At 62.2% G+C, this 21,652-nt stretch carries 20 protein-coding genes and 1 pseudogene; 10 read left to right on the top strand and 11 right to left on the bottom strand.

The window, feature by feature from the left end; all coding sequences use genetic code 11:
• Positions 1-50: 50 nt before the first annotated feature.
• The 4 genes from Q2941_RS16435 to Q2941_RS16420 all read right to left on the bottom strand — a co-directional run bounded on the left by Q2941_RS16435 (position 51) and on the right by Q2941_RS16420 (position 5,494).
• Positions 51-1,325 carry an ABC transporter permease gene (locus Q2941_RS16435; protein WP_458193106.1) on the bottom strand — a complete coding sequence of 425 codons (1,275 nt, stop codon included), beginning with the start codon at positions 1,323-1,325 and terminating at the stop codon, positions 51-53.
• The gene (locus Q2941_RS16430) at positions 1,283-2,014 is read right to left on the bottom strand and encodes an ABC transporter ATP-binding protein (RefSeq protein ID WP_458193105.1); all 732 of its coding nucleotides are present in this window, start codon (positions 2,012-2,014) and stop codon (positions 1,283-1,285) included. The genes Q2941_RS16435 and Q2941_RS16430 overlap by 43 nt, the downstream gene beginning before the upstream one ends.
• A 15-nt stretch (positions 2,015-2,029) precedes the next feature.
• A complete protein-coding gene (locus tag Q2941_RS16425) occupies positions 2,030-3,385 on the bottom strand; it encodes an efflux RND transporter periplasmic adaptor subunit (RefSeq protein WP_458193104.1) in 1,356 nt (451 codons plus the stop codon).
• Between the two features lie 1,143 nt (positions 3,386-4,528).
• On the bottom strand, positions 4,529-5,494 hold the full coding sequence (locus tag Q2941_RS16420; protein ID WP_458193103.1) for an ABC transporter substrate-binding protein: 966 nt from the start codon (positions 5,492-5,494) through the stop codon (positions 4,529-4,531).
• A 202-nt stretch (positions 5,495-5,696) separates the two neighbouring features.
• Here Q2941_RS16420 and Q2941_RS16415 point away from each other — a divergent pair, with 202 nt between their 5' ends.
• Positions 5,697-6,752 carry an IS110 family RNA-guided transposase gene (locus Q2941_RS16415; protein WP_458193102.1) on the top strand — a complete coding sequence of 352 codons (1,056 nt, stop codon included), beginning with the start codon at positions 5,697-5,699 and terminating at the stop codon, positions 6,750-6,752.
• Between the two features lie 277 nt (positions 6,753-7,029).
• On the opposite strand, the pseudogene Q2941_RS16410 reads toward Q2941_RS16415, so the two are convergent.
• Both Q2941_RS16410 and Q2941_RS16405 read right to left on the bottom strand, forming a co-directional pair.
• Positions 7,030-7,272, bottom strand: a pseudogene (locus Q2941_RS16410) (ribbon-helix-helix domain-containing protein); the annotation flags it as partial.
• Positions 7,273-7,638: 366 nt separating this feature from the next.
• On the bottom strand, positions 7,639-7,893 hold the full coding sequence (locus Q2941_RS16405; RefSeq protein ID WP_458193101.1) for a hypothetical protein: 255 nt from the start codon (positions 7,891-7,893) through the stop codon (positions 7,639-7,641).
• Positions 7,894-8,225: 332 nt separating this feature from the next.
• Here Q2941_RS16405 and Q2941_RS16400 point away from each other — a divergent pair, with 332 nt between their 5' ends.
• Positions 8,226-8,570 carry a hypothetical protein gene (locus tag Q2941_RS16400; RefSeq protein ID WP_458193100.1) on the top strand — a complete coding sequence of 115 codons (345 nt, stop codon included), beginning with the start codon at positions 8,226-8,228 and terminating at the stop codon, positions 8,568-8,570.
• A 140-nt stretch (positions 8,571-8,710) separates the two neighbouring features.
• Here the strand turns inward: Q2941_RS16400 and Q2941_RS16395 are convergent, their stop codons facing one another.
• Positions 8,711-8,977: a ribbon-helix-helix domain-containing protein gene (locus Q2941_RS16395; RefSeq protein WP_458193120.1), complete on the bottom strand. Its 267-nt coding sequence runs from the start codon at positions 8,975-8,977 to the stop codon at positions 8,711-8,713.
• On the opposite strand from Q2941_RS16395, the gene Q2941_RS16390 reads away from it, so the two are divergent.
• Positions 8,898-9,179, top strand: coding sequence for a hypothetical protein (locus tag Q2941_RS16390; RefSeq protein ID WP_458193099.1), 282 nt, complete (start codon positions 8,898-8,900; stop codon positions 9,177-9,179). The genes Q2941_RS16395 and Q2941_RS16390 overlap by 80 nt on opposite strands.
• Before the next feature lie 860 nt (positions 9,180-10,039).
• Here Q2941_RS16390 and Q2941_RS16385 read toward each other — a convergent pair.
• The 3 genes from Q2941_RS16385 to Q2941_RS16375 all read right to left on the bottom strand — a co-directional run bounded on the left by Q2941_RS16385 (position 10,040) and on the right by Q2941_RS16375 (position 12,084).
• A complete protein-coding gene (locus tag Q2941_RS16385; protein ID WP_254107469.1) occupies positions 10,040-10,336 on the bottom strand; it encodes a hypothetical protein in 297 nt (98 codons plus the stop codon).
• A 159-nt stretch (positions 10,337-10,495) separates the two neighbouring features.
• Entirely contained in the window at positions 10,496-10,807 is a 312-nt protein-coding gene (locus tag Q2941_RS16380) for a hypothetical protein (RefSeq protein ID WP_254107468.1), read from the bottom strand.
• 260 nt (positions 10,808-11,067) lie between these two features.
• A complete protein-coding gene (locus Q2941_RS16375; RefSeq protein WP_254107467.1) occupies positions 11,068-12,084 on the bottom strand; it encodes a TRAP transporter substrate-binding protein in 1,017 nt (338 codons plus the stop codon).
• A gap of 206 nt (positions 12,085-12,290) precedes the next feature.
• On the opposite strand from Q2941_RS16375, the gene Q2941_RS16370 reads away from it, so the two are divergent.
• The 7 genes from Q2941_RS16370 (at position 12,291) to Q2941_RS16340 (ending at position 19,960) form a co-directional block, all read left to right on the top strand.
• Complete coding sequence (locus tag Q2941_RS16370) at positions 12,291-12,845, top strand: TetR/AcrR family transcriptional regulator (protein WP_458193119.1); 555 nt, start codon at positions 12,291-12,293, stop codon at positions 12,843-12,845.
• A 49-nt stretch (positions 12,846-12,894) separates the two neighbouring features.
• Positions 12,895-14,091: an MFS transporter gene (locus tag Q2941_RS16365; protein WP_458193098.1), complete on the top strand. Its 1,197-nt coding sequence runs from the start codon at positions 12,895-12,897 to the stop codon at positions 14,089-14,091.
• A gap of 123 nt (positions 14,092-14,214) precedes the next feature.
• Positions 14,215-14,436 (top strand): hypothetical protein, encoded by a 222-nt coding sequence (locus tag Q2941_RS16360; protein ID WP_027524334.1) that lies wholly within the window; start codon positions 14,215-14,217, stop codon positions 14,434-14,436.
• A 220-nt stretch (positions 14,437-14,656) separates the two neighbouring features.
• Entirely contained in the window at positions 14,657-16,444 is a 1,788-nt protein-coding gene (locus Q2941_RS16355) for an ATP-binding protein (RefSeq protein WP_458193097.1), read from the top strand.
• On the top strand, positions 16,441-17,799 hold the full coding sequence (locus Q2941_RS16350) for a sigma-54-dependent transcriptional regulator (RefSeq protein WP_458193096.1): 1,359 nt from the start codon (positions 16,441-16,443) through the stop codon (positions 17,797-17,799). Before Q2941_RS16355 ends, Q2941_RS16350 begins: the two co-directional genes overlap by 4 nt.
• Positions 17,800-18,115: 316 nt before the next feature.
• Positions 18,116-19,387, top strand: a complete 1,272-nt coding sequence (locus Q2941_RS16345; RefSeq protein WP_458193118.1) for an MFS transporter — start codon at positions 18,116-18,118, stop codon at positions 19,385-19,387.
• 156 nt (positions 19,388-19,543) lie between these two features.
• Positions 19,544-19,960, top strand: coding sequence for a DUF4118 domain-containing protein (locus Q2941_RS16340; RefSeq protein WP_254107459.1), 417 nt, complete (start codon positions 19,544-19,546; stop codon positions 19,958-19,960).
• Positions 19,961-20,125: 165 nt separating this feature from the next.
• Here the strand turns inward: Q2941_RS16340 and Q2941_RS16335 are convergent, their stop codons facing one another.
• Positions 20,126-21,409 (bottom strand): glycosyltransferase family 87 protein, encoded by a 1,284-nt coding sequence (locus Q2941_RS16335; RefSeq protein ID WP_458193095.1) that lies wholly within the window; start codon positions 21,407-21,409, stop codon positions 20,126-20,128.
• Positions 21,410-21,652: the final 243 nt, after the last annotated feature.

Raw genomic sequence — 21,652 nt, 5'->3', positions numbered from 1 at the left:
TCCATGGCCATGCTCGCGAAACAGCCAACGCGGACCTTATTCGATCCGGGTTATTCAAAGCGCAATGCCGCAATCGGATCGAGCCGCGCAGCTTTCTGCGCCGGATAGAGGCCGAACGAAATGCCGACAATCCCTGCGAATCCGCAAGCCAGCATGATGGCCCACGGGCTGATGAGAATGGGCCAACCGGCATTCCATGCGATCGCGACGGCGACGACGGCTCCCAGCACTGCTCCTGCGATCCCTCCGATCAATGAAAGTATCAAGGCTTCAATCAGGAACTGCCATCGGATATCACGGCGACTGGCGCCGACCGCCATGCGTAACCCGATTTCGCGGGTCCGTTCGGTCACCGAGACCAGCATGATGTTCATGATGCTGATGCCGCCGACCACCAGCGAAACCGCTGCCACTGCGATCAGCAGGATCCCGAGAGTCCGTATCGCAGCGCCACGTGCGGTCAGCAGGTCTGCTGGATTCTCGATCCTGAAATCGCTGCGAGCATCGCCGCGAATATGATGGCGCTGTCGTAGCAGGTCCTCGATGTTGCGTTCGATTTCGGGCCTGTCGCTCGCATTGGACATCTTGATCGAGATGAAATCCAGGGCTTCGCGGGTAGTGCCATGCACGGCACCGAGGACGCGGCTCTTTGCGGTCGAAAGAGGAATGAATACGACGTCGTCCTGACTGCGCCCGGCTGCGCCCAATCCTTTTCTGTCGAGAACGCCGATGACCGTGAAAGGTACGTTGCCAATTCGAAACGCCTCTCCAATCCTCGCACGCCCGTCAAATAGCTCATCGATGACCACCGACCCCACGATCGCGACTTTGGCGCCGGAGGTGGTCTCGTCGCCCGTAAATGATCGCCCCTCGATTACTCGCCATTCGCGGGCGACCAGATAATCGGTATTAATTCCAGCCACCTGCGTCACCCAGTTCTTATTGAGCGCGACGAGCGGCACCGACCGCGACAGCAGGGGCGCGGCCACCTGCACGTCCACCAGTTCGCGGCGGATCGCCGCGGCGTCCTCTTCGGTGAGGGTAGGCTGTGTTCCAGACTCAAGCCTTGCTCCGCCGGCATTGCGCGCTCCGGGTAAGATCAGCAGGAGGTTGGCTCCCAAGGTACGGATCTTTTCCGAGACCTCAGCTCGTGCACCCGCTCCCACCGACACCATGCAAACCACGGCCGCGACACCAACGATGATTCCAAGTGCAGTCAAGGCGCTGCGCAGCTTGTTCGCGCGAAGCGCTCGTGCCGCAATGCGCAGATCTTCCACGGGGCTCATGAAGGAGAACCCACGCCGATGGCGCTTGACGGCGCGCATTCGCACGTTGCTCCATCGTCGTCGATAATTCGTCCATCATGCATGGTGATCCGTCGCTGCGCACGACCGGCAACCTCAATGGCGTGAGTTACCACGATGAGGGTGCGACCGTCGCGATGCAGGTCGTCGAACAGAGATAGGATCTCCTCGCTCGTGGTGCTGTCCAGTGAACCTGTCGGCTCGTCAGCGAGGATAACAGCCGGATCGTTGACCATCGCGCGGGCGATCACAACTCTCTGCTGTTCTCCTCCTGAAAGTTGGTTCGGCCAACGATGACTACGGTCGGCCAGACCCACACGCGCGAGTGCATCCATCGCCGTTCGGCGGCGTCTCAGGCGCGGCGCGGAAGCGTAGACGAGAGGCAACTCGACATTTTCCAGCGCGGTCGCCCGCGGCAGAAGTGCCGGCAATTGGAACACGAAGCCGATGTCTCGGCTCCTGATGGTCGCCCGCGCCGCCTCACTCAATTGCGCGACATCGCGTCCTTTCAAGGCGTACTCCCCGGAATCCGGCCGATCCAACAGACCGAGGAGGTTCATGAGGGTAGACTTCCCCGAACCCGAGCGGCCGCGGATCGCGACGAACTCGCCAACCGCAATCGAGAGCGATACGTTGGATACCGCAGCGATAACATCCTCTCCGGATAAGTATTGCTTCGAGAGACAAACGGTCCGGACCAGCGGCGGCATCCTAAAAATCCGATCTCAGAATCCGAGGCGAATCCCGAAGTAGCGCCTTGGGGTCTGCGTACTGGCAACCCCGATGATCAACTGCCGGCCCTCAGCGAGCTGGCCTTCCAGGAGTTCGGCACCATTGTCGTCTGTCGCACCCAGCTTGACAGCGATCGGACTGGGTTGCCCGTCATCGCCAATCGCCCAAACCGTCGCGAATGCCTTTGAGGAAGCCGCGTCGGTCTGACTACGGCGAGCGGGTCGAGAGTCGGCCTCCGCCGGCTGGAAACGCAGCGCCTGGCCGGGAATTTTGAGCACCTCTCCAGTATCGCTCACCACGATCCGAAGTTGTGCGGTCATACCCGGCAACAGCAGGAGCTCCGGATTTGGTGCGGAAACAATGGTCGTATAGGTGACGACATTTTGCACGACGTCGGGAGACTTGCGGATCTGCAGAACCCGGCCGCTGAAGGTTCGATCAGGGAAAGAGTCCACTGTGAACTTGGCCGTCTGGCCCACTTTCAATTGCCCGACATCGGCCTCGTCAATCTTGCCATGCACCTCCATCTCACGCAGATCGTTGGCGATCTTGAACAACGTCTTGGCTTCGAGGCTGACTGCAACCGTTTGTCCTGGATTAACATCCCGATTGATGATGATTCCGTCGATCGGCGCGCGAAGCACAGTACGATCAAGGTCGAGCTGCGCCTGATCGAGGGCCGCCTGCTTCTGCTCGACAACAGCCTGTGCATTCTCGAGATTAGCCTCGGCCATCAGCCGTTCTGCTTCCGCGATCGCAATGGCCTCAATCTTCATCTGGATCTGATCAAGGGAGGCGCGCAGGTCGGCGGCTCCCGCATCACGCAGGGCCCGCGCCTGGGTTAAGTCGCGCTCGGTTCCGGCTCCGGTACGCGCCAATGCCACCTTTCGCAGGAACTCCCTCTCGACCTCGTCCTGCCGCGCCTTATTCGCGGCCGATTGCTCCTCTGCCAGTTTTTCGGCCGTCTGCGCATTCGCGACCGCGACCTTCGCTCGTTCAAGTGCCGCCTTTTGTACCTCGGCAGTCGCTTTCGCCACTTTAAGGGCCGCTTTCGCTTCATTGACGCGAGCGGCAAAGATTTCTGGATCGATTTGCGCGATCGGCTGCCCAGCCGTTACAGCATCGTTGAAACTAACGAACACTTGCGCGATTCGCCCCGACAGTTGCGAGCTGACATCGACGCTTACGACGGCCTCAATGGTGCCGCTCGCCTTGACCAAAGTAGCGATGCTGCCGCGTTCGACTGAGGCGGTAAGGAAGGTCGGGACCGAGGATTCGTGGCTATGGCTATAGGTGTAACCCAGCCCGACTATGAGCCCGCAAAACAGAGCGGCAACGGCGAAACGCATGTGTGGCTATCATCCTGATCACTGACCGCTTGGAGCAATCCCAAGAAGCGGATTGGTTCATTCAAGCTGAACATGTCCGCTAGACAGCACGTAGAAAGCTGCTGCCTCCCAACGCCGGTCGGTCCCGGCAAACAGTTCTCGAAGACCCCGGCGACCAATGGAGCCGACGGGGCCCCGCACTCAATGCCGAAACAGCTTCGCCCCGCGTGTCGTGACCCGCAAGTAAGCGATGTCCTACTCAGAGGCCGGCACGGCACCGCGGCTTGGACCGAAGCGCTCACGGGGCTAGATGCCTTTTAAAAGCCGCCGCCTCCCGTGTCGGCGGTGCCGCGCTTACGGCATTTGCTGGAAGCAAGCGTTGTCGTACTGGGAGTTGGCTTTTGGATTGGCCCCTGAGTTTCCTGCGCCGGATCCAGCGTACACTTTGCTTGGCGTAGGGTTGCCTAGAGTAGGGAACGGGGAGTTGGTGTTGAGGCTGTCCACCTGACCCGGGGGACTAGCTTGCGCGCCACCGCACGATGCAACACCGGCACCACCTGTACCGTTCTGGCCTTTGGTCCCTAATACCCTATGGGCGTCCGTGGCGAAGACCGCCCCAGCCGAGGAAACCAGCAGGCAGGCGCCGATAATAAGCGAAGTTGTCGGGTGTTTCATCTGGACACTCCCTTTCAAGGCTATGTTGCGCATTGCAAAAATCGCGCAGAGAGTTCCGACAGATAGTTCCAGCATATTTATTGATCGTCCGCTGGTGGGACGTAGTTGCCGATTAGCAAACACCAGACGGGCGCATATCTTCCGGAAACGATCCAAACTTTTTTGGATCACGTCCTCTCCGGCGATTTCAAATGACAAAGGTGACAGATTCTGACAGCGAAGTTAGCGTCAATATATGGCACACCTCGCCAGAGCGCAGTGGCGATGCCAGGTCCTGCAGGCAATGATGAGAATAGCAGATCTCGCTACGGCAGGCCGCGCCGCGCTGCGGGCTTTCAATCCGCACCGTGTCTGTTCAAGGTCATTAGCGGCGTTTTGACTGTCGACCGCACACTTCCGGTCTTCGTCAAACAGCCGACATTTGCGCGGGTAGTCGGCATGTTTCAAACGGGCCAATTGCGGTCTCACGCGCCGTGGCGAATGACACGATTATTCAACCACCTCGTCCGCCCGGGAAAGCAAAGCAGGGGGGATGCTGATATTCAGGGCACTAGCCGTTTTTACATTGATCACCAACTCGAACTTTGTCGGCTGTTGGATGGGAAGGTCGGCCGGCTTTGCGCCTTTGATGATCTTGTCGACGTAGGTCGCGCCTCTCCTGAAGACATCGATGACATCGGGGCCGTAGCTCATCAGCGCTCCCATCTTGACAGTATCGCGGTAACCAAAAATCGCGGGTAGCTGTGCCTCCCGTGCAGCATCAACCATACGCTGTCGATACGTCCAAAGACCCTGCGGAAAAACAATAAGTCCGTCAACGCTTCCGCGCAGCACATGGAACACCACATCGATGTCCTCGGTCCGGCGTACGTCATAAGCGTTGAGTGCAACATTCAGCGACCGTGCAGCCTTCTCTGCCGCGTCGAGGTAGATGCGTCCGTCAGGCATTGCAGAATTCCAAAGCACACCAATACGAATGATCTTAGGGGCCGCTTCGTGCAAAAGTTCGAGCATTTTGGCGTTTGTTTCCGGCGTCACCTCCATATTAAAGCCCGTCAAGTTGCCGGCAGGATGAGCGATGCTGGCGGTGAGGGCTGCTCCCAAACTGTTAAGCGCGACGATTGGTATCTGTGCTGTCGCCTTTTTGGCAGCAACAGTCAAAAGGCTGCCTGCCGTGACAATGATGTCCGGCTGACTTTCGACCACCTGCCGCGCCACCTCGTCGTATTGGTCCTCATGACCGCCCATCCAGCGGTACTCGACCGCAAGATTGCTTCCCTCAACATAACCAAGCTCGCTCAATCCGTGCCTGAAGGCGTCAACAACAGGGTTCGGACCCGCTCCAATTGCAAAGAAGACAATGCGCCACACCTTTCCTGGTCGCTGCGCTCTGAGCGATGACGGCACGAGCATTGCGGCAACCCCACCCATGACGAGGCTTCGCCTATCGATCATGCGACGGTCCCTCCTGAAGGCGCTTTTCGCTTATAGCACGACACGATGCAGGCGTGTCCGCGCTCGTGAAAGAGCGTCGCGGCGCCAGAGCCGACATTATGCCAGACTCCCTTCGCAGTTCCGGTAATGGGATGGTCCGGCCGTGCTCCAGCCCCGCCAGTGCGAGAAGCTGGCAAGGGGCGCTCAAGTCAAGGAGCACGCCATGTCTCAGAACCTCAACACAGCGATCGCCGTGATCGGCATCGATATCGGCAAGAACTCGTTCCACCTCGTGGGTCATGATCACCGCGGTGCCATCGTGCTGCGGCAGAAGTGGTCGCGCGGCCAAGTGGAAACACGACTCGCCAACCTGCCGCCGTGCTTGATCGGTATGGAGGCTTGTGTCGGCGCCCATCATCTCAGCCGCAAACTCCAAATGCTTGGCCACGACGCTCGCTTGATGCCGGCGAAATACGTGCGCCCCTACTCGAAGGGGCAGAAGAATGACTTCCGAGATGCGGAAGCCATCGCCGAGGCTGTCCAACGCCCGACCATGAAGTTCGTCGCGACCAAGACCGCCGATCAGCTCGACCTTCAGGCGCTGCACCGCGTCCGCGATCGATTGGTCGGTCAGCGTACCGGCGTCATCAATCAGATCCGTGCGTTCCTGCTGGAGCGGGGCATCGCCGTACGGCAAGGCCTGCATTCCCTGCGGTCCGAGTTGCCGGATATCCTCGCGACGCGTACCGATGTGCTCTCACCTCGCATGTTACGCATCATTGAGGATCTGGCGGGCGACTGGCGCCGGCTGGATGCGCGTATCGAGGGGCTGTCTAGCGAGATCGAAACGCTGGCCCGTCAAGATAAGGCCTGCGAGCGACTGATGACGGTGCCCGGCATTGGCCCGCTTATCTCCAGTGCAATGGTGGCCGCGATCGGCACTGGAGACGTGTTCTCGAAAGGCCGCGACTTCGGCGCCTGGCTTGGACTGGTGCCGAAGCAGATATCGACCGGCGACCGCACGATCCTCGGCAAGATATCAAGGCGCGGCAATCGCTACCTACGCGTGCTGTTCGTCCAAGCCGCATGGGTCGTGCTGGTCAGGGTCAAGTGTTGGGAGCGCTACGGCCTCAAATCTTGGATCGAAGCTGCCAAGAAGCGATTGCATCACAACGTGCTGGCGATTGCGCTCGCCAACAAGCTCGCCCGGGTCGCCTGGGCGGTTCTCAACAAGGGACGCGCCTTCGAGTGCGTCAAGGCTGAGGCGACGGCGTTCTGACCTGGCCAATCCTCGCGCCGTGCTCGGGGCCGTCAAGGCGCAGCCTGGCAGCGTAGAGCAAGACGTCAGGACAGCACGACGGCCGGCCTTGACGGCCCCTTGCGCGCGGCGCGTCTGCGCGCGCAGGCCGGGACGAAGGAACGACCGCCAGGCACAAACCAAGGAACAGTGCGAAGTGAGGAGCTATCGAGATGACGTAACCAACATCCCTTACCCGCCGAGGTCTGCGAGAGGATGAGACGACGATGGAAGATCGGTCTTCCCGGGTGCTGGGCTTTGGGTTCTGCGCGATCGCGTCGGCCGTGGCGCGGTTCTTGAAGTAGTCGAGAACGAAGAGGCGTATCGCAGACGATAGATTATCTTGCCGGCGGTTGCGGTCGATCTCACCAACCAGATCCGACAGCGTCATGCTGCGCCGGTAGGCGATCTCCTTCAGGGCCGTCCAGAATGCCTCTTCCAGGCTGACACTGGTCTTGTGGCCGTCGACGACGATGGAGCGCTTCACCACTGGGGATTGCACGGCTGTCCTCGCGACACTATGGGTACTCATGCCACCAGTGTCATTTGCGCCAGCAGGGCCAGTCCGATCCTGCAAACGAGAACGGCTCCGGCGCGCGAGGCTGGATACACACCAGAGCCGTCCCTCCCTGTGCGCTCCGCCGTGCGCAAATCCATCGTACCGTCAAAGAACGGCAAGGCGAGGCGCACTCTCGGAGTAGCCCAGAAGTTGTACTTGACGCGAGACTCGTTGCCGGAGTCCGATCCGCGGCCATGGGGCGGGATCAGCACGATATCGACGAGCGCAAGCGGTTAGAGTGGCTTTGCCTGGAGTTGGCCGACAGCAGCCCGTCGCGAATGGCGGGCTTCCTTCGATAGGGCCGCTTAGTTAAGCGGCGTCCGTCTTCAAGAGCCGGACGTAGGTCCCGCTCTCGTGCAGCTCGAGCCAGCCGCGCTCGACCGCCATCTTGATGCCCGCACCGAATTCCTCGCCGCTGGCCTTCAGTGTGTAGAGGAACGGCGCGTTGATCTTCTCGATAGAGATTCGACCGTCCTGGACGGCTTCGATGCCGCCGGCGAGCTCGACGAGCTTGCGGGCGGCGGCTTCCGGGTTGGCGAAGGGACGTTCTGACTTAAGTTTCATGAGCCAGTCTTAGCGCGATTCTGGCTCGGTCGTCGGTGTGGAGTGGTGCCGGTCGGCTCGCGACGCACGCCCAACGGCTGATGCGGCGACTGTCTACATCCTTGGGTCATTGCATGCGGGGCAAATTACTGTCCGAAGCACTGTCGAAAAAATTCGCTACGCGAGCGTCGCTACTGGGCAGACTGCTCCCGATGAGTGACGCTAAATTCAGTTGTGTTTGGAAAGAATTGAGATGGCCAGTGAACTAGCTCACATATCGCGTCGCTGACTTAGAACTAAGTTGACCAGGAAATTCGTGGTGGAAATATCTCTAATCCAAGTGGGGTATCATCATGAAAAATCTGTTCTTGATCGCAACCGCGATCGCTTCCGTAGCAGGTGCGACGACCCATCAAGCTGGCGCGTGTACTTTGCGCTTTCCGGCTTTCGAAGTGACGGGCTTTCCGATCTCGCGGCACCAAGTTGCAGTGCTGGGAGCGGCCCAAGTTGAGGAGAGTTCGGCTACGCCAAAGCTGATGTTGGCTGGTATGCCCGCTTCTCCTCATCAGATCGCGGTTCTGACACAGCGTCCAAAACCACGGATAGTTGAGGCATCGGCGGATTTAAGCCAACTCACCGTAGGCCTGGCGAAGCTTAGCTCGCAGAGTAGCAGCGGAGAGATGTGTGTGCCTGACTGATTTTGGCATGCAGACCTATTGCGGTACCTTGCGCCACCCGCCTTCGGGCGGGTTTTTTTTGTGAACCCAGCAACCGAATTTCACCGGCTCGGTGTGACAAGGCTGCACAACACGCTGGGCTTCGATTCCGGGCCCAGAGCTCACGCTCCATCGCGGGACAGCTGTGCTGCCGACATTTTCTGCTGAGGCTGGATCGCGGCGCGGTTCTTAAAGTAGTCGAGAACGAACAGGCGCATCGCGGACGACAGATTACCATGCTGGCGGTTACGGTCGATCTCACCGACAAGCTCCGACAGCGTTATGTTGGGCAGGCTCGAAATCTCCTTCATGCCGGTCCAGAAGGCCAGCTCTAGGCTGACGCTGATCTTGCGGCTGGCGACGACGATGGATCGTTTCGCGCGGGGGATTTCATGGCTGGCTGTCTCGGCAGGATATGCTGAAGTTGTCGCAGGTGAGCGCGAAGGCTTCTTTCGCCTTAGCGTCCTCGAAGCAAAAGCGCGGGCCGACGTCGGCGCGGTCGATATGCCAGTCCACTTTATTTTCTTTGGCGATGCGAGACGCTCCCCCGCGTGGGAGATCCAGTTGTCTTCCGGCAGCGAAAACGATTAAGCAATTTGCCTTCGGCATTATGGCCGTCCTCCAATGTCAATTTGGACGCGCATAGCCTGCCGCTGCTTTGCCGAAGTGCAATATGAATTGGATCACAATGGATTCCGGTTCCATCGACTGAGGGAAGGCCCGCCAAGGTGGGATGGAGCGGGCCATGATCGCGGATGAACTTTAGCAACTCCGGCCGTCACGCTACGGCTGAGGCCGTGATCAAGTGGCCCACCCCGGTGGGTTTTGAGGTCGAGGACGGACACTTCGCCGCGACTTGATCGGCACGTAATCGATTTACAGTTCTGCTGTAAGCTATTGATGTGCATAGGTCGGCGAACACCCGATTTTACATCTAAACCTCAGGAGTTGCTCAATAAACGGCTGCCTCTTAATCAGCAGGTCTTCGGCTTTTCATCAGTGCGGGCAGGTCGCGCGGCTGACCACCGATTGACCACCGAAACACCGCGAACAAACGGCGATAAAGGTGGTCAATCGCGAGTAAACTTCATTGTTTTTGTTGATCTTTTCGTTTGCTATTTACGTTCGGGACGCAGGGGTCGCAGGTTCGAATCCTGCCACTCCGACCATTTCTTCCAAAAGTCGACGTTTTGCAGAGGTTTGGGCGAAAGATCGCCCCGCCTCGCAAGACCTTTTTGCACGGATTTTGAAGGTCGGTCCACGGCGGATTTGGGTGGGCAGAGCAGGCTGCCGGGTCGGCATGGCTGGCGGATTCTCGCCGACGCCTGCCACGGCCAGCGCGCCTCGCGCACAACGCTTAGGTCCTTGCTCCGGTCGCGCTCCTCCAAAATGCAAGCAGCGCGGCCGGGATCGACCGCGCTGCTGTAATCTCGCACTACAGAGTTGAGGCGTCAGTATTCATCCGGCCCGTAGACCGGCGCGCCCCAGCCAGGCTCGGCGTATCCATAACCCGGGCCCCAATATCCATAGGCATTGGTGTGGTGCCAGCTTCCGAGGCGACGGCATTGGCCGACACCCGCCATCAACTGGCCGCCACTCATTGCCGGGCCTGCCGCGCCGACGGCGTTTTCACTCGATGGGGTACACCAGCCCGGACCGCGTCCCGCGGCGAGGCTGGGGCTTGCAGTCGCGAGCGGCAAAATCGTGGCCATCAGTGCGGCCGCGCTCACAAGTTTCATACGCGTCATGGTTGTCTCCATGTCTCGGTTTGACAGGGGACCAATCCCTGCCGCTAACAGCCGTTCCTCAACGAGCGGTCGCGATTTCGCGAGCTATGAGGGGTTTCGTGGGTTTCAGGGAATATCGTGATCCCGTTTACATGAGTGTGACTTAGCGGGCGCGCGCCATCATCTGCGTGCCACCAGCAAGCCGAGCAGAAAGGCCACCAGCAACGATGGCAGCGGTGCTTCGCGCACCATGCCGCGGACGATGTCCGGCCAGTGTTGGCCAGTGCCGCTCTCGCCTGTCGGCCAAATACCCCATTCCGATGCAAGCATTCCGATTTCACGCGGCGTGAGCTTTGAAGCGTCGCGGACACGGTAGATGGCGGCGTCCGAACGGTCGCGCGCCGGCAGCGCCATCACAGTGGCGAGCGCGGTGCGCAGCGTCATCTCGCCGTAGCCTTGTAGCCGGACCGACTCCTCGGGGTCGGACGTCATGTGAACGCCTCCGTTACGCCGCGAAGTGGCGCGCGATGGTGAAGACCGCCGCTGCGCAGAGAATCAGGGCCGAAACCGCGCCGGCGATGCCGCGCGCGAGGCGTGCGCGTGTCAAATGTCTGGCCATGTTGCTCTCCTCGTCTTTCGAGGGGGAAATCGTGGAGCGGCCGGTTGGTTCCTCACTGCGAGCGGCAATCATGCAGATCAGCGGGTATCCGCGTCACGCAAATCACCGGATATCGGGTGCTCGGCGATCGTCATCAGGCGAGCTTGCCGGCGGCGCTTTCGAGCAGTCCCCAGGCCTCATTGCCGAACCGTGTCTTCCATTCGCCGTAGAACCCGGCCTCGCGCAGCTTGGCGCGGAAACCGTCGAGCGCGGGCCTGGTGAATGTCAGGCCGTTGCTCTGAAGAACCGATTGCACCGTCGCGTTGAACGCCTTCATGTCGTCACGCTGCTTGAGGCCGGCATCGTTGATGGCCCTGGCGACGACGGCCTGAAGATCCGCGGGCAACCGCTGCCAGGCGCGGCCGTTGGCGACGAACCAGAAACCGTCCCAGATGTGGTTGCTGATGGCGCAGTATTTCTGCACCTCGTAGAGTTTTGCGATCTGGATGATCGGCAGCGGATTTTCCTGCGCATCGACGATGCGGGTCTGGAGCGACGAGTAGACCTCGCTGAATTGCAGGCTGGTGGGCGAGGCCGAGAGCGCCTTGAACATGGAGATGCTGAGCGGGCTGACGGGCACGCGGATCTTCAATCCGTGCATGTCCTTGGCGTCCTCGATCGGCCTCATGCCGCTCGTGATCTGGCGAAAACCATTGTCCCACATCTTCTCGAACGCATGGAGGCCGACCTTCGCCATCGCCGCGCGGACATGGGCGCCGAGCGCGCCGTCCATCGCCTTCCACACCTGGTCGTAGTCGGCAAAGGCGAAGCCGACTGCATTGATCGCGGCCACCTGGGCCAGCGTCGCCACGACCAGCGCCGACGGCGTGAAAAAGGTGATGGCGCCGCTGCGCACCTGGGTCAGCATGTCGGTATCGCCGCCGAGCTGGTTGTTCGGGAAGATCGTGATCTCGACGCGGCCGCCGGTCTCCTTCGCGACGCGGTCGGCGGCCTCCTGCGCGCGGATGTTGAGCGGATGACTGAGCGGCAGGTTGTTGCCGTATGTCAGCGCAAACTCGGCAGCGCGGGCGACGCGCGGCACGGCACCGGCGAGGCCGGCAGCGGGCAGGGCGGACAGCGCTTGCAGGGCGTGCCGGCGGGTCAGGGTCACAGCCTCTCCTCCAACAAGATCTTTGATGTTGCATGATATCGTCTGCGACGATCTTGCCGCGAAAATCGCGAATGACGGCCAGGGTGTCAAACGACAAAGGCAATCTTGATTTGGAAATGAATGTTCCCTATTGTGTACAGATGCGAAGGAACACGCGAGGATTGCAGCCCATCTCCCGTCCGCGCGGCCGGCCGCGGGAGTTCGACATGGACGTGGCGCTCGACAGGGCGGTGCGGGTGTTTCGCGAGCGCGGCTATCACGCGACCTCGATCGGCGATCTGACCGAGGCGATGGAGCTCGCGACAGGCAGCATCTACAAGGCATTCCCTGACAAGCGTGCGGTGTTCCTCGCCGCGTTCGAGCGCTACACGGCGCTTCGCCAGCACGAAATCCGGCGCGCCGCCGCGGAAGGCACCTGCGGGCGCGACCGCCTGCGCAACGTGCTGCTTTCCTATGTCGAAGCGTCCCAGGGCAGCGAAGGACGGCGCGGCTGCCTCGTCGTTGGCAGCGCAGTCGAGCTGGCCGCGCGCGATCCGGAGATCGCGTCGCGCGTCGCGGCCCAGCTGAAGAGCAACGAAGGTTTCATCGCCGGCCTCATTCGCGAGGGGCAGGCCGACGGCTCGGTCCCCGCTCGCGTCGATCCCGACGATACCGCGCGCCTGATGATCTGCATGACGCAAGGACTTCGCGTGGTCGGAAAGGCGCGGCTGCCGCTCGATGGCGAGCGCATCGTTACGGTCGCGATGAAGCTGCTCGCCTGATTTGTTTGCCTAATTAGGAAATAAACGTTTCCTATATATGGAGTGTGTGATGACGATGAACGCCACGATCGAAACCGCGCCCGACGAGGGCGCCGTTTCGCGGCGCCTGACCATTCTGCTTGCCGCCGCCTGCGGCATGGTCGCGGCGAACATCTACTATGCGCAGCCGCTGATTGGGCCGATCAGCACGGCGCTCGGCCTTTCGCACGACGCTGCGGGCCTGATCGTCACCATGACGCAAGTCGGCTATGGCGTCGGGCTCCTGCTGATCGTCCCGCTCGGTGATCTCGTCGAAAACCGCACGCTGATCTGCTCCGTTATCGGTCTTGGCGCCGCTGCATTATTGGCCGCCGCCTGCGCGACACAGGCCTTGCCGTTTCTCGTCGCTGCACTCTTCATCGGGCTCGGCTCGGTCGCGGTCCAGATCATCATTCCCTATGCCGCGCACCTTGCGCCGGCAGCAACGCGCGGACGCGTTGTCGGCAATGTCTCGACAGGCCTGATGCTCGGCATCATGCTGGCGCGGCCGGTTTCGAGCTTCCTGGCGTCGATTGCCTCGTGGCATGCCGTCTTCTCGGGCTCGACCGTGCTCATGATCGCGCTCGCCGGTGTGCTGTGGCGCACGTTGCCGAAGCGCATGCCGGTGGTGCGGCTGCACTATCTCCAGCTGCTAGGATCGATGCCGCATCTGGTGCGGACGACGCCGGTCCTGCGCCGTCGTGCGCTGTATCAAGCCTTCCTGTTCGGCGCGTTCAGCCTGTTCTGGACCGTGACGCCGCTTCTGCTGGCGAGCCCTGCGTTCGGCTTGTCCCAGCGCGGCATCGCGTTGTTCGCGCTCGCTGGCGTCGCCGGCGCGGTGGCCGCGCCGATTGCTGGACGGATTGCCGATCGCGGATATAGCCGCGGCGCGACGCGCGCTGCCATGCTGCTGGTCGCGGCCGCTTTTCTGATTACGCATATCGGCGCCGCCGGCTCTACGCTGAATCTCGCTTGCCTCGTCATCGCGGCGATCGCGATCGATTTCGGCGTGCAGGGCAATGTCGTCCTCGGCTTTCGCACGATCTTCGCGCTCGGCCCGGAGCACCGGAGCCGTCTCAACGGCCTCTATATGGCGACGTTCTTCACGGCCGGTGCCGCGGGCTCCGCGCTTGGCGGCTTTGCCTTTGCGCATGGCGGCTGGACGCTCGCATCCTCGATCGGCTTTGCGCTGCCGGCCGCGGCGTTGATCTACGCTGCCTTCGAGTGAGGTACTTGGCAGCACGGGCAAGGATTCGGAAACTATCCGCCGTCTCTCTGTCCGCCGCTAACGAATCGAAAAAGGTTCTGGCGCACCTTTGGCCCAGCGAATGGGAATTGGGGAGATTTCGATATGGACGGGAAAGCCATCCTGGAGAACGTACGGCGCTATCGGGCGATCGCGTCACTGCACCGCCAGACGGCCGCGTTCCGGCCGCATCAGAGCTGGTCTCTGCTGGAGCAGGCGAGCGAGTGGGAATCCCGCGCGCTGGCGGAGCTCGAGGCTTACTTCGCCGGCGGTGATCGTCGCTGGTCCGGGCCTGCGCAAGCCGGTCTGGAACTGATGGCGGCATGAGGCCAAGGTCGCCGCACCCGGCTGCAAGCGCCGGGTAGACAGGCCATTTCTACTTTGCATGGGGTTGTTTTCGACTTTTTGGATGAGCCGCGCAGCGTTAACCATTTGATGCCCTGCGGCGTCCGAAGACTAACCTGATGCCGGTGTTGCACACCTGCATCATGCGCGCCCATAATTACCGTGCCGGCTGATCGAAGAGCCCGCGGATATGGGAATCCTGATGCAGCCTGTTCATCCTGCCTCTATGCGGCGTGCGCTGATCGGCGCGCTCGCGCTCGCCGCGGTCGCAGCGGCAGGCTGGTTGACCTACGTTGTCGCTCTGGACGCAGATTTCGCGCGCATGCAGCGCGAAGCCAACGACCGGCTCACGCTGATCGCCAGCAGCTTCGATGCCACCGTCGCGCGCTACCGTTATCTGCCGGCGGTCCTCTCACTCGCCGATCCGATCCGCGAGCTCTATCGCAATCCCGGCGATGCGGCGGCGATCGTGGCTGCCAATCGCTATTTGCAATCACTGGATCAGAAGGCAGGCTCAGCAGAGCTCTTCGTGCTCGACAGCACGGGCTTTGCGCTCGCCGCCAGCAACTTCGACGATGCGTCGAGCTTCGTCGGGCAGAACTACGCCTTCCGCCCCTATTTCCAGGACGCGATGCGGACCGGCGAAGGGCACTACTATGCGGTCGGCGCCACCACCGGGCAGCCCGGCTATTTCCTCTCGCATCGCATCGAGGAGGGCGGCAAGATCCTCGGCGTTGCCGTGGTCAAGATCGATCTCAGCCCGCTCGAGACCGACTGGGCCCGCGCCGGCGATCTCATCGCCATGGCCGACGAGCATGGCGTGATCTTCCTCGCCAGCCGCCAGGAGTGGAAATATCACCCGCTGACGCAAATCCGCGCGGACCACGTCGCGGAGCTGAGCGCGGCGCGGCAGTTCGGCCAGGCGATCGATGCGGAGCCGGTCTTCGTTCCCGGCGGCAACCGCGAGGGCGTGCAGATCGGCCGTGCACGCGGGCGCGGCGGCGCGGAGCTTGGCGAATACACCCTTGAGGTCCGGCCGCTCGATCACGGCTGGAAGCTGCTTTTGTTTTCCGATGTGGTCGATGCTCGGCGTCATGCAGCGACGATCGCTACCGCCTGCGTCTTCGCGCTCGTCGCGCTCTTGATGGGCATCATGGTCGCCGATCAGCGGCGCCAGGTGCTCCGCGCCAAGCTCGAGGCGCATGACGCGCTGGAGCAGCGCGTCGCCGAGCGGACAGAGGAGCTGCGGCGGACCCACGAGAACCTCGTGCAAAGCGCCAAGCTCGCAAGCCTCGGCCAGGCGCTGGCCGGCGTCGCGCACGAGATCAACCAGCCGCTCGCGGCGCTGATCACCTATGTGGCAAGCAGCCGCGTCCTGCTTCGCCGCAACGAGGTCGAGCGTGCGGCGGCCAATCTCGACCTGATGTCCGCAGTCGCGGAGCGCATGATGGCGCTGATCTCGCACCTACGGATGTTCGCGCGCAAGGAAACCAGCGCGCGCAGCGCCGTCGCGCTCGCGGCCGTCGTCGACAATGCGCTCCGCCTGCTGCAATACCGCATCAACAACGACGGCATCGAGGTCGTGCGCGCCCTTGGCACGGAGCCAGTGCATGGTTTTGCCAATCCCGTTCGCCTCGAGCAGGTCCTGGTCAACCTGCTGTCGAACGCGATCGATGCGATGCAGGGTCGCGAGCGGCGTATCCTCGGCGTCGTGCTCGAATGGCGGGAGGGCGTGGCCGTGATCGCGATCAGCGATACCGGCAAGGGAATCGCGCCCGAGCATATGAAATCCCTGTTCGACCCGTTCTTTACCACCAAGGAGATCGGCGAGGGGCTTGGCCTGGGGCTCTCGATCTCGTACGGGATTGTCCGGGAATTCGGAGGAGACATCCTGGTGGAGAGCGTGCCGGGCCAGGGATCGACGTTCAAGGTGATCATTCCGCTCGTCGAGGCCGGCATGTCGTCGGCCAGGTCGGAGCTGCACGCATGAGCGGTGCTGTGCTCGTCGTCGACGATGAGGAGATCGTCCGCAATTCGGTGCGGCAGTGGCTGGAGCTCGGTGGCTTCACGGTGCGGGTCGCAGCCGGCGCCGACGAGGCGATGGTGCTGCTGAAGCAGCGTGCGCCTGACGTCGTGCTGAGCGATTTCCGCATGCCGCAGACGTCGGGGCTCGAGCTGATGCGGGCGATCCACCGCGCCGATCCCGATCTTCCCGTGGTGCTGCTGACCGCCCATGGTGACGTGCCGCTCGCGGTCGCCGCGATGCGCGAGGGCGCCTATGACTTCCTGCAAAAGCCCTATGATCCGGAACAGCTTTCCGCCGTGATCTCCCGCGCGGTCGAGCGGCGGCAATTGAAACTGCAGCTCGGCGAGCTCGAAGGCCGTCTCGCTGCGGCTGGCGCGATCGAAGCCCGGCTGATCGGTGTGTCGAAGCCGATGGCTGGCTTGCGCGCAAGCGTTCTGGAGCTTGCCGCCCATGACCGCGACGTCATCGTCACCGGCGAGACCGGGACGGGCAAGGAGCTGGTCGCACGGGCGCTGCATGATTTCGGGCCTCGTGCGAAGGCGCCGTTCGTTGCCGTGAACTGCGCGGCGATCCCGGCCGATCTGTTCGAGAGCGAGCTGTTCGGCCACGAGGCCGGCGCCTTCACCGGCGCGCGCGGGCCACGCATCGGCAAGTTCGAGCATGCCAATGGCGGCACGCTGCTGCTCGACGAGATCGAGAGCATGCCGCTACCGTTCCAGGCCAAGATCCTGCGTGCACTCCAGGAGCGCACCATCGAGCGTGTCGGATCGAACAAGCTGCTTCCGGTCGATGTCCGGGTGATTGCGGCCGCCAAGGGCGATCTTGCCGCCGACAGCCGCGACGGCCGCTTCCGCTCCGACCTCTATTTCCGTCTCGCCGCCGCCGAGATCGACCTGCCGGCGCTGCGCGATCGCGGCAATGACGTGCTGCTGCTGTTCGAGCACTTTGCCGCTGCCGCCGCAAAGAGCGCCGGCCGCACGCTGACGCCGCTCCGGGCCGGTGATCTCGACGCGCTGCTTGCCCATGACTGGCCCGGCAACGTGCGCGAACTGAGGAACGTCGCCGAGCGCTATGCACTGGGCTTGGCGGCGACCGGTCGCAGCGTCGCCGAGATCCTGCGACGTGGCGAGCCGGGCGCGCCGCAGCGGACGCTCGCCGGACGCGTCGCGGCCTATGAGCGGGCGCTGATCGAGGCAAGCCTGCGCGAGCATGACGGCTCGATCGCCGCCGTCACCGAGGAGCTCGGCATTCCCCGCCGGACGCTGAACGAGAAGATGACGAAATATGCGCTGGCGCGGCCTGGTCGGAAGGACGGCTGAGCGAGCAGCATGATCGGCGGAAATCCGCCGATTACCTCGCGCGCGTCGGCGGATTTCCGCCGATGAATTCTCGCCAGCCCGAACTGTCCCCGCAGAAAGCTTGCGAAAACGCGCGAATCCGGCCGCTCTGCCCATCGATCGCGGCTGGCACGGCCGTTGCTGACAGAGGCGGAAGCCGGGACGGCGCCAACTCGCGAGCCAACAAGTGAGCGGACCGTCCCCACGGGCAAACGCGTTGGAGGACGTCATGAGTTCACAGGAAGCCTCGATCACCGATTTCACCGCACCGGGCGCCGAACCGCGCGCGGGCGCCGACATGAGGCGCCGGCTGCGCGCGATCTTCGTCGGTTCGGTCGGCAATCTCGTCGAGTGGTACGATTTTTACGCCTATGCGGCGTTCGCGCTCTATTTCGCCAAGGCATTCTTCCCCGACGGCGACGAGGTGGTGCAGCAGCTCAATGCGGCGCTGCTGTTCGCCGCCGGCTTTTTGGTGCGGCCGCTCGGCGGCTGGCTGTTCGGCCATCTCGCCGATCGCTACGGCCGGCGCAACGCGCTGACGCTCTCCGTCGTGATGATGTGCTTCGGCTCGCTGATCATTGCGGTGACGCCGACCTATGCCTCGATCGGGCTTGCTGCACCGGTCATCCTCGGTCTCGCGCGCATCCTGCAAGGCCTCAGTCTCGGCGGCGAATACGGCACCAGCGCCACCTATCTCAGCGAGGTCGCCGACGAGAAGAACCGCGGCTTCTATTCCAGCTTCCAGTACGTGACGCTGATCGGCGGCCAGCTCTGCGCCATCTTGGTGTTGCTATTGTTGCAGAAGGTGTTCCTGTCGACCGAGGAGATCCGCGCCTGGGGCTGGCGCGTGCCATTCGCCTTCGGCGCAGTGCTCGCGGTCGTCGCCGCGTTGATGCGCAGCAACCTGCACGAGACCGAGGCGTTCAAGAACAGCCAGGCGGTGGTGAAGAAGACCAGCTCCCTCCGAGCGCTCCTCAACTATCCGCGCGAGCTGCTGCTGGTGGTCGGCCTCACCATGGGCGGGACTGCGGCATTCTACACTTACACCACCTACATGCAGAAATTCCTCCGTCTCTCGGTCAAGCTAACCGACGACCAGACCACGATGGTGACCGCCGGAAGCCTCGTCTTCGCGATGGTGCTGCAGCCGATCTACGGCGCGATCTCCGATCGCATCGGGCGCAAATGGCTTCTGATCGGCTTCGGCGTGTCCGGTACGCTGTTCACCATTCCGCTCCTCACGACGCTCCAGGCCGCGCACGACGCGCTGACCGCCTTCCTGCTGATCGCGGCCGCGTGGATGATCGTGTCCGGCTATACCGCGATCAACGCGGTGGTGAAGGCGGAGCTGTTTCCGACCAGCGTGCGCGCAACCGGCGTGGGCGTGCCCTATGCGCTGACCGTCTCGATCTTTGGCGGCACCGCGGAATCGATTGCGCTGTGGTTCAAGTCGATCGGGCACGAAAGCTGGTTCTACTACTATCTCACGGGCTGCATCGCGGTGTCGCTGCTCGTCTATCTCACGATGCGGGATACCAAGAGCAGCTCTGCGATGGACCGGCACGAATAGGCTGCTGGCCACCGCAGGCAGCACACGCCGGCGGTGGCCATTTATCACGGCCTGGTACCGCTCATTTCGCAATGCACAACTATCGCGGGCCCCGAACAGGTGTGCTAGCCTTGCTTGGAACCTCAGCCGCGTTCGCGGCGCAAAAGGGGATTTCCAATGAGCCGCCCGGGAACGTTCTCTGGACCGAAGATACAGCCGTGGTCCTGGCAGGCCTTTGGGTTCGCCTTCATTGTGCTGGTGGCTTCGGCCGGCTTCCAGGGCGCCTGCGCTCTCTTTGGCGCCCAGCTCTATTTTGCCGCGTTCCTGCCGGCCGTTTTCATCGTGGGGATCGTCGCGGGAGCGCCTGCGGCGGTGTTCGCCATCCTGCTCACCGTTCCGCTGGTCTGGTGGGCCTTCATGCCGCCCTTCTTCGAGTTCGGCCCGCTGACGCGTACGGACGCGCATGACATCAATTTGTTCTTCCTGTTCAGCGTGCTGTTGATCGGCCTTGCCGATCTCTGTCGTCTTACCGTGACGATCGTCAATGGCGGCGGCCTCAAGGCAACCGACAAGACGGTCGCGCCGAATTCATAACGGCATTCGCGCAGATATGACTTTATGAACATGGTCGCGAGCGCGGTGCCCGCGATAGCCACGACATGAAGTCCGATGTGTGGATCGTCTCGATCGGCATCCGAAGAACTTTGTTAAGCTGGATGGCCGACTCGAGGACCCCATACCGGCCTTCATAAAGTTCGATCAAAGCGGGTGACCCGCGTTGTGCAGCACGACGCTCTGGTCCTGAGTCCCCCGCGTGTCGTGGCAACGCCTTAGCAGAATGCGAAGGATGAGGGCGAGGAGCAGGACCACGGCGAAAGCGCCGACGGCGGGGATCATCTGATGCTTCACCGCGTGGTGCGCGCCTTGCGACACTTTCAGACCCGCCGTCTCCAGCATCCCGTAAGCGCCGGCAACGAGGATAAGCGCGTAAATGATGCCCCGCTCGGCGGAACTCGCCGCTCTGGTGAGGTCAGGAATCAGCAGCGCCAAACCGATGCCCACGATCGGGAGATCGTAATCATAGGCGTAGGGGCTGATCATCACCGACACCAGCGCGGCGACGCCGAGCGCGGTGCGCGGCGACAGCTTGCGGGCCACCGCAACGCCAATCGCAAGCAACGCAAGGCCGGCGCAGATCGCTTGCCCCCAGAACGCGAGCGCTGGGGCGACGCCCAGCGTATGCAGGGCGGCATAGGAGGAAATCATGCGGAACAGCGGATAGCTGCCGCGCTCCAGATAGCTCGCCGAAGCCCTGACGGCGTCGAAGAGCGCGGGCCAGATCTGCGGACCGAACAGCAGCGTGCACAGAACCGAGCTCGCCAGCACGCCGATGGCGGCGGTCAAAAGCGTCACCCAGCGGCGCGTGATCAGAAGATAGACTGCCATCGCGACCGCCAAATGCGGCTTGATCACCATTGCCGCGAGCGCGAGACCTGCGAACACCTGTCCTGAGGCGTCGCGTTTCTCGACATTGAGGCAGATCAGGCCGATCAATCCTGCGGTCAAGAATCCGTTTTGTCCGCAGGAGAGGGTGACGGCAAGCGCGGGAAACATCACCACCAGCACCAGCGCGAAGGCTCGCCCTGCGATCGCCCGCAGCGTCACGAGGAAGAAGGCGAGCGTGGCGGCCGTGAACAGGAAATAAGCGAGCCCGATCGGCAACAGCGCGAGGGGCGCAATCAGCACGTTGAATTGCGGCGGATAGGTCCAAGGCAGGAAGTTCGTGGCACCGAACATCTCACGCTGCATCTGGAAGAGCTTGTCGAGCTGATAGGCCTGGTGGACATCGCCGAGCCAGACCCTCTGCGCGACGATGTGGAAATCGTCGAAATCGACGAGACCGCGCTGTTGCAGCGGCCCGATCCGGGCGAACCATATGGTCTTGGCGAGAACGCCGATCGTCACCGCCCCGAGAACGAGGCGCGTGTACATCGTCCGTTTGGCTTCCGAGGATTGCGCCAGCTCCAGCGTCTTGGCGAACATGAATTGACAGCCTTCTGGCAGAATTGACAGGTTCGTACCGGTCGCCAGCCTCGCGCTTGAGTGCTGCAGCTGTACGTTGCACCTTGGTGCAGGAAAACCATTAAGAGAAATACATCCGAGAGTTGTTATGGAGCTATCGCTGCACGGGGGGTAGCATTTAGGATTAACAACTCCATAAGAGCTTTCATGAAATCCTCGAGCCCGTTCTCGAATGGCGCGCAGTTCCGCATACTGCGAACGCGC

The organism is Bradyrhizobium sp. UFLA05-153 (genome assembly GCF_054185185.1).
This window is presented reverse-complemented; position numbering and strand designations above follow the sequence as displayed.